Genomic DNA, 13,433 nt, shown 5'->3' with positions numbered 1-13,433 from the left:
CGTATCGCCTTTAAATAAGCTATATCAACAAAGGGTTTAGTGAAACCCCTAATATAAACAAAACAGAAAATTCAAAGTTTTATTCCGCAAGGTAAAAACCATCTATCAAGCGCCTTACTTTGTAAGTTATTACGTAATAAAATTACATTAAATTTAAAGTCGCTTTATAATTTCAAACAAGCGTATGAATATTGACAGGTAAACAAACACCTTGTATTCACAAGGGCTGAAGAGATGGATTTAAACAGGAGTCAAACAAGGTATGCAGGGCTTTGTGTAAAATTAACATTGTGAAATTTCACTATTTTATGAAATCTTCATCAAAGAAGAGCTGTAAAATTTTACAAGTCAAAGTTTACCAGCAGAATAAAATACTAGAAAGCGCACTGTTTCCAGTGCGCTTTTAGATAAATAATGGAGAAGTAAGGGCTAATACTAATAGCTAAAGCAGCTCTGAAACGACTTCTGCAAGTTGATTAAATGTTTTCGTTCTTGACGAGCTCGGACGCCAAACTAAGCCGATTTCGCGATAAGCTTGTTTACCAGGAGGATCGATCACGACTAAATTCTGGTTATGCAGCAAGCCATGGTCGATAGCCATTTGAGGAATGAACGTTGTTCCCAAACCATTCGCAACCATTTGCACCAGTGTATGGAGGCTGGTTGCCGTAAACGGATTGATTTTTTCTTTGTCTGTTAATTTACACGCTGATACCGCATGTTCCGTTAAGCAATGTTCTTTCTCTAGTAGAAAGACGGATTCATCAGGTAAATCCGCGTAACGAATCGGCACAGGGACCGATTGGGCTTGATTAGCGCTTATAACCATTCGAAACGGATCCTTACCCACTACTCGGCTTTCCATCCCATCAATTTCGACTGGTAACGCTAAAATAAGCACATCCAGCTCACCATGTCTGAGCGCTTGAAGTAAGTTTGTCGTCGTGTCTTCTCTTAATAAAAGATTCAGTTGTGGAAAACGGTAGTTCACCTCTTGTACCAAATCACACAGTAAAAACGGAGCAATTGTTGGTATGCATCCTACTTTTAGCTGGCCTTGCATATCGTCGCCTTGGCACATACGTCCAAGCTCGACCAAATCTTGCCCTTTTGCTAACAGCTCTCGCCCCTGCTTTACTACCATTTCTCCTGTTTGGGTAAAAACCAGTGGACTTTTCTTGTCTTTCTTTTCATATAATGGACAGCCAATCAACTCCTCTAAGTTTTGAATACCCTTACTTAAAGTCGACTGACTGACAAAACAACGCTCTGCAGCGTCACTAAAATGTCTTGTTTCATGCAGTGTGACTAAATAGTGTAACTGCTTCAAACTGGGCCATTTATTCATAATTGTATTTGTATCTACCGCCGTTCCAGTGATCGAGTTAAGAGTTTTGTTATTATCGTTTTTTTCGATTAACTCAATCTATTTATTTCGCTTTTTTCAATACTACAATCTGTACTATAGTTTGTCTCGTACAAACACGAACCAAACCGACACAACTGAATTCGGTTTGGAGCTAACCATACTTTTTAGGAGCAAAAAAATGGTACTAGTAGGTCGTCAAGCCCCTGATTTTACTGCAGCAGCTGTTCTAGGTAACGGTGAAATCGTTGAAAACTTCAACTTTGCAGAGTTCACTAAAGGTAAGAAAGCAGTAGTATTCTTCTACCCACTAGATTTCACTTTCGTTTGCCCATCTGAGCTAATCGCATTCGACAACCGTCTAGCTGACTTCCAAGCTAAAGGTGTTGAAGTAATCGGTGTTTCTATCGATTCTCAGTTCTCTCACAACGCATGGCGTAACACTGCTATCGAAGATGGCGGTATCGGTCAAGTTAAGTACCCACTAGTTGCTGACGTTAAGCACGAAATCTGTAAAGCTTACGACGTTGAGCACCCAGAAGCAGGCGTTGCTTTCCGTGGTTCTTTCCTAATCGACGAAGAAGGCGTTGTACGTCACCAAGTAGTTAACGACCTACCACTAGGCCGTAACATCGACGAAATGCTACGCATGGTTGACGCTCTTAACTTCCACCAGAAGCACGGCGAAGTATGTCCTGCACAATGGGAAGAAGGTAAAGCAGGTATGGACGCATCTCCAAAAGGTGTTGCAGCGTTCCTATCTGAGCACGCAGCTGACCTAGGCAAAAAATAATAGACCTTCACCCTAGCTCAACGGGTGTGATGGTTGGATGTATATAAAGCAATAAGCTAATGCGGAAAACCGCAAACGCCAATCAGTCTAAGTAAAGTCCTATCAAAGCCCAGAGCCTCTGCTCTGGGCTTTCTTTTTCCTTCAGATAAACCGCCAAAATGAGGTAACGCTTTAGCGTAAACTTTACCTCTATTTATCATCCCCTCCATACAGATTCTGCTTACTGGCCCTGTTAATATCTTAGCCACAACACTTATTTGTAACGTTAGCAGGATGAATGAACGTGGTTACTCACCTAGAAGTCTGTATTGATAATATTGAATCTCTGCACTACGCCATTGCTGGCGGCGCCACTCGGATTGAACTTTGCTCCTCTTTGGCTTTAGGCGGACTAACACCCAGTTATGGCTTTATGCAGCAAGCGGCTAAGCTTTCTAGTGTTCCAGTTTATGCCATGATCCGCCCACGCCAAGGTGACTTCTTCTACAATGCAGAAGAGATCGAAATGATGCGTTGGGATATTGAAGCGGTTCACCAATCAGGCTTGAGCGGTGCCGTGTTCGGCGTGCTCACTCAAGACGGTGATATTCATATGCCTTACGCGGCTACGCTGTGTGAATTTGCTCAAGCGCTTGGCTTAGGCGTGACCTTCCATCGTGCCTTTGACCAGTGTCGTGACGCTGAAAAAGCTTTGGAAGAAGTGATCAGCTTAGGTTGTGAACGTATTTTAACCTCCGGTCTTGCGCCTTCAGCACCACAAGGGATCGATGTGCTTAGAGCTTTGGTTAAGCAAGCCCAAGGACGCATAGCAATCATGGCGGGTGCTGGCGTTAATGCGAGTAACGTACGTGAGCTAGTAGAAGACACTCAAGTTCCTGAAATCCATCTGTCAGGCAAAACCACACGCCCTAGCCAAATGACCTTTGTTGCTGAACAAAGCAAAATGGGCGCATCCGATGTCGATGATTTTTTAATCCCCATCACAAGTACACAAGCCATTACCGATGTCGTAGCAGCTCTCAAATAGACCACCGTAACCTCACGCGCATAGCTTTTGAGTGCTAACATATTGTTTATCAAGGAGTGAGGAAATGTGTATGTCTAAATTGAAGAAAAAGGAATACGAAAAGGAGCTCAAAAACCTTCAAGTTGAGCTCGTAAAACTTCAAGAGTGGGTCAAACACAAAGGGTTAAAAGTGGTGGTTCTGTTTGAAGGACGTGATGCTGCGGGCAAAGGCGGAGTGATAAAGCGAATTACAGAAAAGCTAAACCCGCGTGTTTGTCGCGTAGTGGCTCTGCCTGCACCGACAGAAAAAGAAAAAACGCAATGGTACTTCCAACGTTACGTCGCTCATTTACCATCTGCTGGTGAAATCGTTTTATTTGACCGAAGTTGGTATAACCGAGCAGGTGTCGAAAAAGTCATGGGGTTCTGTACTCCAGACGAATACGAGGAGTTTTTACGCTCTTGCCCTGAATTCGAGAGAATGTTGCAACGATCTGGGATTATTCTGATTAAGTATTGGTTTTCGGTTTCAGACGAAGAGCAGGAAAAACGTTTTCTAGGTCGAATTAATACGCCGATCAAACGTTGGAAATTCAGCCCAATGGATTTAGAGTCACGTCATCGCTGGGCGGAGTATTCGGAAGCAAAAGATAAGATGTTTGCCTATACAGACACGAAAAACTGCCCTTGGTGGGTCGTCCCTTCAGATGACAAAAAGAAAGCGCGCTTGAACTGTATCAGTCATTTACTAAGCCAGATTGATTACAAAGCACTTGAGTACTCACCCATCGAATTACCTGAACTCAATAAAGAAGGTTACGTCAGAGCGCCCATTGATGATCAGACCTTCGTTCCTGATAAATATTAACGTGCTTTCCTTCTCTCTAATAAATAGGCCAGCCTAAAAGCTGGTCTATTTGTTGAAGTCAGTTACTTCAGTACGTCATCAATACTTTGATCACCTAGGTGGCGTACATCTTTCCCTTTCACAAAGTAAATAATGTATTCACAGATGTTCTGGCAGCGGTCCCCCACGCGTTCAATCGCGCGTGCAGACCACATCACTTGCAGAATATTAGGGATATTTTTTGGATCTTCCATCATGTAAGTCATCAACTGACGAATCACCGCTTCATACTCGGCGTCTAGTTTGTCATCTTGTTTGTGCACCTCTGCTGCCGCTTCTACATCCATACGGGCAAACGCGTCTAAAACCTGATGCAGCATATTAATTGCCTGACGGCAGAGAGGCTCTAACGACACTTGGAATTGTCGTTCTTTTGATGATGGGCTTTCAATGGCAACGTAAGCAATACGTGTCGCCACGTCACCGATACGTTCTAAATCAGTGATCGTTTTGATGATAGCCATAATTAAGCGCAAGTCTTTTGCCGTTGGCTGACGCTTAGCAATAATGCGTGTACAGGCGTCATCGATCGAGACTTCCATCGCATTCACTTTATGATCGTCACGCACAACCTTACGCGCCAGTTCGATGTCTTCTTTATGCAAGGCTTGAATAGCATACGAAAGCTGCTGTTCTACCAAGCCCCCCATGGTTAATACATGAGTACGAATCGATTCTAGCTCTACGTTAAATTGTCCTGAAATATGACGTCCAAAGTGCATGATGTTCCTTATTCCGTATAGAGTCGCGACTTAACCGTAGCGACCCGTAATGTAATCTTCGGTCTGTTTCTTCATTGGCGAAGTGAAGATCGAATCCGCGTCAGAGTATTCAATTAACTTACCCATATGAATGAATGCAGTATGATCACTCACCCGCGCCGCTTGTTGCATATTATGGGTAACGATAACGACAGTATATTGAGTCTTCAGCTCATTGATAAGCTCTTCAATAGTTAAAGTTGAGATTGGATCCAACGCTGATGTTGGCTCGTCCAATAACAGGACTTCCGGCTCAATCGCCACCGCACGTGCAATGACCAAGCGCTGTTGCTGACCACCAGATAAGCCAAATGCGTTCTCATGCAAGCGGTCTTTTACCTCATCCCACAACGCCGCCGAGCGCAAGGATCGCTCCACTGCGTCATCTAAACTGCGGCTGTTTTTTACACCTTGTAAGCGTAAGCCATAAACTACGTTTTCATAAATAGACTTAGGAAATGGATTGGGTCTTTGAAACACCATCCCCACTCGGCGTCGAAGTGTCGCAACATCGACATTAGGATGATAAACATTCTTGCCGTGGAGACGCACTTTACCTGTGACTCGACACCCTTCCACTAAGTCGTTCATGCGATTGATGCAACGTAATAACGTCGACTTTCCACACCCTGAAGGACCGATAAAAGCGGTGACTCGCCCTTTGGGAATTCGCATCGAAATATCATGCAGCGCCTGAGTTTGACCATAGAACAGATTAAGGTTCTCGATTGAGATGGCTGTTTGTTCATCCGTTAAATTATGAACATCCAATGGTGGCTCATAACCTAATGTACTATCAAAATTAAACATACTTAATCTTGTCCTAACGTTCTGTATTTTTCTCGTAAATTATTGCGAATACTGATTGCTGTTAAGTTTAGCCCGACAATCACTGTCACGAGTAAGAAAGAGGTAGCATAAACTAATGGTCGCGCCGCTTCGATGTTGGAGGTTTGAAAGCCAACATCGTAAATGTGAAAACCTAAATGCATGAACTTTCTATCCAAATGCACATAAGGGAATTGTCCGTCAACCGGTAAACTGGATGCCAATTTCACGACCCCCACCAGCATCAGTGGCGCTACTTCGCCAGCTGCACGTGCAATCGCAAGGATCAAACCTGTGATAATAGCTGGCGTCGCCATAGGTAAAACCACACGCCATAGTGTTTCGAACTGAGTTGCACCAAGCGCCAGAGAACCATGTCGTACTGAGCTCGGAATACGAGTTAAACCTTCTTCAGTAGTCACAATCACAACTGGAAGCGTCAGCACGGCAAGAGTTAGTGCAGACCATAACAAACCCGGCGTACCAAAGGTTGGTGCCGGTAGCTTCTCCGCATAGAATACGTTGTCGATAGAGGCACCTATCGTATAAACGAAGAAGCCTAAACCAAACACGCCATAAACAATCGATGGAACACCCGCTAGGTTTATAACTGCAATACGAATCACTCTGGTTAGAGCGTTATTCTTAGCGTATTCATGTAGATAGATAGCGGCGATCACCCCAAGTGGCATCACAATGATCGACATAATGAGTACTAAGAAAACCGTACCAAATATCGCAGGGAACACGCCTCCTTCGGAGTTTGACTCTCTTGGATCTTCAGATAAAAACTTCCAAACCTGTTTTCCCCAATGCATGACTTTATCAGGCAGTGACATTTGGTTTGGATACCAGTAGTCCAAAATATCTTCGAGCGGAATCGATACTTGTGACCCCGTCATATCCTCGGCAATCAAGGCGTAGTCAGAGAGCTGAAGTCGTAAACCATCAAGTTGCAAATCTAACGTCGCAAGCGCTTTTTCTATCTGCTCTTTTTTCGTCTGATTTTCCTTTAAGAAGCTTTCTGTCAGCGTGTCATTCAATTCATGCTTGCGCTTTTCTAATCGCAACTGCTCTAGCTTCCAACCAAGCTCTTTAAGCTGATCGACCACCAAAGAATCAATCTCATGGCGCAGAGTTTCTGCATCATCAAGCTTTTTATTTAGTACCGATTGAATATCACTGGTGTATATATTATCGCCATCTTGAAACGCCACCAGCTTACCAAAGAAATAACCACCGCTACTGCGCTCTATCACCGCCCACTCTTTTGGCGTCGTGGGCTCATCCAACTGCATTTGCAATACGGAGATAAAATCGGCGGGATACAACTCTCGGTTAGCGATTTTGATGTTGAGTCGCGTGGCAAAATCTTCATCGTCTTCTAACTGTTGTGCTGCGCTTTCAGGCAAATAACTCTTCGGTACAAAGCTGCGCTCATACACTTGACCAATCAGAATAGTATTTTCATGTAGCACTTCGCCTTGTACAGGAGTCAGCGCTGCAACATTCCACTGATACAAGGGCGCTGGCCAAAAGTAAGTCAGGCCTTTCCAGCCGATAAGGAGTAACAACCCTAATACCGACAACAAACTGATGCTGACTGCACCGCCTGTTAGCCATATCCACGGTGCGCCAGAACGAATCCAATTTAACACGTTATTACTCGCTCTTTATTCAAACCATTATTACAACGCACGGTACTTATCTCTCAGTCTCTGACGAACCCACTCCGCAAGCGCGTTTACTGCAAACGTAAACACAAACAAAATCAATGCAGCTAGGAACAGCAGGCGATAATGCGAACTTCCAACTTCCGACTCTGGCAACTCAACGGCGATGGTCGCCGACAGGCTGCGCAATCCTTCCAAAATATTCCAATCCATTAATGGCGTATTGCCCGTTGCCATTAACACAATCATGGTTTCGCCAACAGCGCGTCCCAGGCCCATCATAATGGCAGAAAAAATACCTGGGCTTGCAGTAAGCAAGACAACATAGATTAAAGTTTGCCAAGGCGTGGCCCCTAATGCCAAAGAGCCATCCGATAAATGCTTCGGTACAGAGAAAATAGCATCTTCGGCAATGGTAAAAATCGTCGGGATAACAGCAAACCCCATCGCTAGCCCCACCACCAATGCATTGCGTTGATCGTAACCAATACCATGCTCGGTTAAGAATAAGCGCATATCGCCACCAAAGAACGTCTGCTCAATCGTAGGCGAAATCCACACTCCAAACCCAATCAGTACCAATATGACAGGCATGAGCACTAAAGCATGCCAACCATTAGGCAGACGATTCCGCAAAGGTTGCGGTATTAATGCCCATAGCCCGCCCATAATCATGGTGCTCAAGGGCAAAACAAACAGCATAACGACGATCGTAATCAGGTGATCTTCGACAATAGGCGCGAACCACAATCCCGCGAGGAAACCAATGATCACCGTCGGCAGTGCTTCCATTAGCTCAATCGACGGTTTTACGACACGACGCATGCGTGGCGACATAAAGTAAGCCGTATAAATAGCACCTAGCACTGCGAGCGGTACTGAAAACAGCATCGCAAACATCGCCGCTTTTATCGTTCCAAACGCAATAGGTACTAGGCTGAACTTAGCCTCAAAGTTATCGCTCGCCGAAGTCGATTGCCACACAAATTCAGGCTCAGGATACCCTTCGTACCACACTTCTTGCCATAATGAAGACAATGAAATTTCCGGATAGGCATTGTCCACTTCCGCAACATTTAACGCATTATTTTGCCAAGTGATTAAGTAGCGTTCATTGTTAGACATTGCTGCGATTGCGGGCGCTTGATTATACGCACGCTTAAACAACACCAGTTTTTCACTGGTTGTATAATGGCTTTGCAACGTGCCGTTGGTGTAAAAGCTATAAAATCCTTTTTGATGAGAATCCGGCAACAAATACTTAAGCTCTGATGCCAATTTAAAATCACGAATATGCGTTAACGTGCGTTTTTCTTCTTGCAGCGTATCAAACCATTGCGACACCCGACCATCGTTGTGCGTCACCAAAAGCGAGTAAGCACCAGCCAATAAGTCTATCGTACGAACGGAATGCTTCTTATCACCTTGAGTGAGATCGACCACCTCTCGCACAGCAAATTTACGTGCGGTTTTCTTTAACACGATCAACTCAGAGCCATCGCGCAAATAAAGCGTTTCACCGTCAGGTGTCAACAACATTTGCTGAGGCGTATTAAAGCCTGAAGAGAACGTAAAATCGATCGTTGTAGGAGACGTACCCAAAGACGAAGCCACTTGCCAGCGAGCTTTCACTTCACCGCTTTGCGTCTGCCAAACAACCGTTGGTAAGGGCGTCGAAGCTGCAAATACAAACTGAGTCACAGGATCTTGAGGCGTACTTAGTGTCAGATCCATGCTGGTGTCTAGCTCAATCACTTCCGGAGGACGTGTATTTTCTCTCAATGTGGCATTAAATTCTGGCTTGAAAAGGTTCGCTTTACCCTGCCCATCAACAAATCCATACCAACCTAGCCCAGGAGCAGATTGAGAGAAAGCGACGGGTTTCTGGGCGATTTGCTGTGTATACACCGCAGGTTTCGTAGGATCGTCCATCGACAAATATTGAATCTCACCACTTTGGGTTAGAACGAACGCGAGCTGAGCGTAATCATCCACTGAAATCGCAAGTGGTGTTTCAATATGAGTGGCTCGAATGGCTTGGTTGGTTTTGATCTCCGCATCAGAAAAAAGCGGAATGATCACCATGGCGAGGTAGACAAAGATCAAAATAAGCGCCGCAAGTACGCCGACACCACCGGATGTCACTGCAAGTCGAACTAAACGATCTTTTATCAGTCGTTTCTTATCTTTTTCCTGCAATGAAAACTCGGCTTGTGCCATTTAAATCTCTACCTTTTTTGACTTAGTACTAGAATATGTCGTTAAGATGACAATTATATTACAGATCACATTAAACACCTGAAAAGAATACAACTCTTATGCAATGCGTGGTATGAAATAAATCTGTAATGAAAATCTCATAATGTTCTCACTCATCCATTTTTCCAAGATGAGTACGTATTACTTCACTTTTGGCTAGGTAAGGTTATGAGCGCAGAAAAACTATATATAGAAAAAGAACTGAGTTGGTTGTCTTTCAACGAACGAGTATTACAAGAAGCTGCCGATAAAACCGTCCCTTTGATCGAACGTATTCGCTTTCTTGGGATCTTTTCCAACAATTTAGATGAATTTTACAAAGTACGCTTTGCGGACGTGAAGCGCAGAATCCTAATCAGCCAAGAGCGCGGTGGCAGTGATAGCCCTAAACGACTGTTAACCAAAATGCAGTCGAAAGCACTAAAGCTTAACGAACAATTTGATGAGCTTTACAGCGAATTGATTCGAGAAATGGCGCGACGTCGCATTTTCTTGGTCAACGAACAGCAACTGGATGAATCGCAACAAAAGTGGATCGCGAAATACTTCCGTAGAGAGGTAATGCCGCATATCACTCCCCTCCTAATGAAAGACGAGATTGATGTTCTGCAATTTCTCAAAGACGAGTACGCTTACATCGCCGTAGAACTGCGTAAAGAAGAACATTACCAATACGCTCTGATCGAAATTCCGACCGATCACCTTCCCCGCTTTGTGATGGTACCAGAACAGAAAGGAAAGCGTCGAAAAACCATCATCTTACTTGATAATATTATCCGCCACTGTTTGGACGAGCTGTTCAAAGGCTTTTTTGATTATGATGAGCTTAGCGGCTATGCGATGAAAATGACGCGTGACGCTGAATACGATTTACGCAATGAAATCGAGTACAGCTTGCTTGAACAAATGTCAGAGGGTGTCAATCAGCGACTGACAGCAAAGCCCGTTCGCTTCGTCTACGAACGCGATATGCCGCCTCAAATGTTAGAGTTTCTGTGTAACAAACTTAATATCTCTAACTACGATAACCTTATCCCCGGCGGACGCTATCACAACTTTAAAGACTTCATCGGCTTTCCAAATGTTGGACGAGAATATCTTGAAAATAAACCTCTCCCGCCAATGAAATGTGCCGATTTCGAAGGTTATGCCAACAGCTTTGACGCGATTAAAGCGAAAGATATTCTGCTCTATTATCCCTACCACACTTTTGACCACATTAGTGAGTTAGTGCGCCAAGCCTCCTTCGATCCCAAAGTACTTAGTATCAAGATTAACATTTATCGCGTCGCGAAAGATTCTCGCTTGATGAACTCTTTAATTGATGCGGTGCACAACGGCAAAAATGTCACTGTGGTCGTCGAACTGCAAGCTCGCTTTGATGAGGAAGCCAATATCGAATGGTCAAAAGTATTAACTGAAGCGGGTGTGCACGTCATCTTTGGTGCGCCTGGTCTTAAGATTCACTCAAAGCTACTGATGATTAGCCGCCGCGAAGGTGAAGAAATTATTCGCTACGCACACATCGGCACAGGCAACTTCCATGAGAAGACGGCACGAATTTATACCGACTTCTCCCTGCTTACGGCAGATCAAGAAATCACTAATGAAGTCCGTAATGTCTTCGGTTACATTGAGAATCCATACCGACCAGTGAAGTTCAATCACCTTATGGTATCTCCTCGTAATTCTCGAACCCAAATCTACCGCTTAATTGATAATGAAATTGCGAATGCCAAGCTAGGGAAAAAAGCCGCTCTTACGATCAAGGTCAATAACCTAGTCGATAAAGGCATCGTCAATAAGCTTTATGGAGCAAGTACTTCCGGTGTAAAAATAAACATGATCATTCGAGGTATGTGCTCATTAGTACCGGGCATTGAGGGGATCAGCGACAATATTCGCATCATCAGTATTGTTGACCGCTTTCTTGAGCACCCTCGCGTGGTGATCACCCACAATGATGGCGATCCGCAAGTTTATATCTCCTCCGCAGACTGGATGACAAGAAATATTGATCACCGTATCGAGGTAGCAGTACCAGTCCGTGATCCACGTTTGAAACAGAGAATTATTGATATAACGAATATCCATTTTACCGATACAGTAAAGGCTCGTTTAATAGATAAAGAAATGAGTAACGCTTACGTACCACGAGGTAATCGCAAAAAAGTTCGCTCTCAAATCGCTATCTATGACTATCTTAAAAATATAGAAAAGCAAACTAGAAAACAAAATTCAGATGCCTCAAATACTTGAACAAGATACTCGCTACATTGCCGCGATAGACCTCGGCTCAAACAGTTTCCATATGGTGGTGGCCAAAGTTGTTGGCAGTGACCTACAACTGGTTAGTCGTCATAAACAACGTGTTCGCTTAGCATCAGGACTCGACAGTGAATTGAACTTAAGTCACGCCGCAATGGAGCGTGCGCTAGAATGCTTAGCCATGTTCGCTGAAAGGTTGCAAGGGCTTGATGAGTCAAATGTACGTATCGCCGCCACACACACACTAAGACGCGCTAAAAATGCCCACCTTTTCATCGAGCGTGCAAAAGAAGTGATGCCTTTCCCAATAGAAATTATCCCTGGAGAAGAAGAAGCCCGCCTGATTTACTTAGGCGTCGCGCACACTCAAGTAGAATCCAACTCCAAACTAGTCATCGATATCGGAGGCGGCAGTACCGAGATGATTATTGGACAAGAATTTGAGCCTGAGCTTCTCAACAGTAAACAGATGGGATGCGTCAGTTTTACAGAGCAATACTTTAAAAACGGCAAACTGTCAGGAAAAAACTTCAGCAAGGCGATGTTAGCTGCCGAACAAAAACTCGAGTCCATCGCTTCAACATATCGTAAAAAGGGCTGGGATATTGCTCTCGGCTCATCAGGAACCATCAAGGCGATTCAAGAAGTGCTAGTAGGATTAGGTTTTGAAGATGGCCTGATCACAGCGAGTCGACTGGATACACTTATCGAAACTCTGTGTAAATTTGATTCCATTGAAGATATTGAACTGGCGGGTCTAACAGAAGAACGTAAACCCGTATTCGCAGCAGGCGTAGCGATTTTGTCCGCGATTTTCAAAGCGCTTCGCATTGAGCAAATGTTTTTCTCCGATGGTGCTCTACGCGAAGGCCTGTTGTACGAAATGGAAGAACGTTTTGCACGCTCCGATATTCGCATGCGCACCACAGAAAATTTAGCCAACAAGCACCGAGTCGACTTAGAGCATGCCGCTCGTGTTAAGGGGCATGCACGTGAGATGTTATGTCAGGTACGCTCTGAACTAGGCATTAAGAAAAAGAGTGAGTTATTTGACTTACTAGAGTGGGCAGCGTTGCTTCATGAAGTCGGATTAAGTATCAACTTGCGTAGTTTCCATCGCCACTCTTTTTATATTCTGTTGCACTCCACCCTACAAGGCTTCAACCGTGAGCAGCAATTAGTGCTTGCAACATTAGCTCGCTTCCAGCGTAAAGCGCTCAAATTGCAAGAACTACCAGATTTCAACCTCTATAAACAGAGTGACGTTATAAGCCTCATCAAAGTATTACGACTTTCTATCGTATTAAATGGGCAGCGTAATGAAGATCCATTGCCTGATATCACCTTATCTATCAAAAATGACGAATGGATTCTCACCTGCACAGATGAAGCATGGCTAGAAAACAATAAATTACTTCACGCGGATTTACAGGAAGAACAAGAACGTTGGGACAGCGCGAAGTGGACACTCACTTTCTGATCTCGTACTGTCCATTGACCCGTCCTGATATGGGTTGACACTTTTTAACTAAAACGCTCGATGTACTTCATCGGGCGTTTTGTATTTTAAAG

The 13,433-nt window shown here is 44.1% G+C and carries 10 protein-coding genes; 5 read left to right on the top strand and 5 right to left on the bottom strand.

The window, feature by feature from the left end; genetic code table 11:
* Positions 1-442: 442 nt before the first annotated feature.
* Complete coding sequence (locus R7O12_RS17510; RefSeq protein WP_005383681.1) at positions 443-1,348, bottom strand: hydrogen peroxide-inducible genes activator; 906 nt, start codon at positions 1,346-1,348, stop codon at positions 443-445.
* A 199-nt stretch (positions 1,349-1,547) separates the two neighbouring features.
* Here R7O12_RS17510 and R7O12_RS17505 point away from each other — a divergent pair, with 199 nt between their 5' ends.
* The 3 genes from R7O12_RS17505 (at position 1,548) to ppk2 (ending at position 4,033) form a co-directional block, all read left to right on the top strand.
* Positions 1,548-2,159: a peroxiredoxin C gene (locus R7O12_RS17505; protein ID WP_005381738.1), complete on the top strand. Its 612-nt coding sequence runs from the start codon at positions 1,548-1,550 to the stop codon at positions 2,157-2,159.
* 283 nt (positions 2,160-2,442) lie between these two features.
* Positions 2,443-3,186 carry a copper homeostasis protein CutC gene (locus R7O12_RS17500; RefSeq protein WP_406707486.1) on the top strand — a complete coding sequence of 248 codons (744 nt, stop codon included), beginning with the start codon at positions 2,443-2,445 and terminating at the stop codon, positions 3,184-3,186.
* A 70-nt stretch (positions 3,187-3,256) separates the two neighbouring features.
* Positions 3,257-4,033: a polyphosphate kinase 2 gene (gene ppk2, locus R7O12_RS17495; protein ID WP_005381743.1), complete on the top strand. Its 777-nt coding sequence runs from the start codon at positions 3,257-3,259 to the stop codon at positions 4,031-4,033.
* Between the two features lie 62 nt (positions 4,034-4,095).
* Here ppk2 and phoU read toward each other — a convergent pair whose 3' ends face one another.
* From phoU to R7O12_RS17475, 4 genes are read right to left on the bottom strand one after another with little or no spacing between them, the layout of a single operon-like run.
* Positions 4,096-4,794: a phosphate signaling complex protein PhoU gene (gene phoU / locus R7O12_RS17490; protein ID WP_005381744.1), complete on the bottom strand. Its 699-nt coding sequence runs from the start codon at positions 4,792-4,794 to the stop codon at positions 4,096-4,098.
* A 30-nt stretch (positions 4,795-4,824) separates the two neighbouring features.
* On the bottom strand, positions 4,825-5,643 hold the full coding sequence (gene pstB / locus R7O12_RS17485) for a phosphate ABC transporter ATP-binding protein PstB (RefSeq protein WP_005381745.1): 819 nt from the start codon (positions 5,641-5,643) through the stop codon (positions 4,825-4,827).
* 2 nt (positions 5,644-5,645) lie between these two features.
* On the bottom strand, positions 5,646-7,319 hold the full coding sequence (pstA, locus tag R7O12_RS17480; RefSeq protein WP_151514535.1) for a phosphate ABC transporter permease PstA: 1,674 nt from the start codon (positions 7,317-7,319) through the stop codon (positions 5,646-5,648).
* Positions 7,320-7,349: 30 nt separating this feature from the next.
* On the bottom strand, positions 7,350-9,554 hold the full coding sequence (locus R7O12_RS17475) for an ABC transporter permease subunit (protein WP_318101976.1): 2,205 nt from the start codon (positions 9,552-9,554) through the stop codon (positions 7,350-7,352).
* Positions 9,555-9,761: 207 nt separating this feature from the next.
* Here R7O12_RS17475 and ppk1 point away from each other — a divergent pair, with 207 nt between their 5' ends.
* Positions 9,762-11,852 (top strand): polyphosphate kinase 1, encoded by a 2,091-nt coding sequence (ppk1, locus tag R7O12_RS17470; protein ID WP_005381748.1) that lies wholly within the window; start codon positions 9,762-9,764, stop codon positions 11,850-11,852.
* Positions 11,836-13,341, top strand: a complete 1,506-nt coding sequence (gene ppx / locus R7O12_RS17465; protein WP_318101978.1) for an exopolyphosphatase — start codon at positions 11,836-11,838, stop codon at positions 13,339-13,341. Before ppk1 ends, ppx begins: the two co-directional genes overlap by 17 nt.
* Positions 13,342-13,433 lie beyond the last annotated feature (92 nt).

The sequence above is a fragment of the Vibrio sp. Vb1574 genome, from assembly GCF_033338675.1.
Note: the sequence above shows the minus strand (reverse complement) of the source record. Positions and strands in the feature narration are given on the sequence as shown.

Coding starts and splice junctions, on each gene's coding strand:
- R7O12_RS17510 (WP_005383681.1), bottom strand. CDS start 1,348: ATGAATAAATGGCCCAGTTTGAAGCAGTTACACTATTTAGTCACACTG.
- R7O12_RS17505 (WP_005381738.1), top strand. CDS start 1,548: ATGGTACTAGTAGGTCGTCAAGCCCCTGATTTTACTGCAGCAGCTGTT.
- ppk2 (WP_005381743.1), top strand. CDS start 3,257: ATGTCTAAATTGAAGAAAAAGGAATACGAAAAGGAGCTCAAAAACCTT.
- phoU (WP_005381744.1), bottom strand. CDS start 4,794: ATGCACTTTGGACGTCATATTTCAGGACAATTTAACGTAGAGCTAGAA.
- pstB (WP_005381745.1), bottom strand. CDS start 5,643: ATGTTTAATTTTGATAGTACATTAGGTTATGAGCCACCATTGGATGTT.
- R7O12_RS17475 (WP_318101976.1), bottom strand. CDS start 9,554: ATGGCACAAGCCGAGTTTTCATTGCAGGAAAAAGATAAGAAACGACTG.
- ppk1 (WP_005381748.1), top strand. CDS start 9,762: ATGAGCGCAGAAAAACTATATATAGAAAAAGAACTGAGTTGGTTGTCT.
- ppx (WP_318101978.1), top strand. CDS start 11,836: ATGCCTCAAATACTTGAACAAGATACTCGCTACATTGCCGCGATAGAC.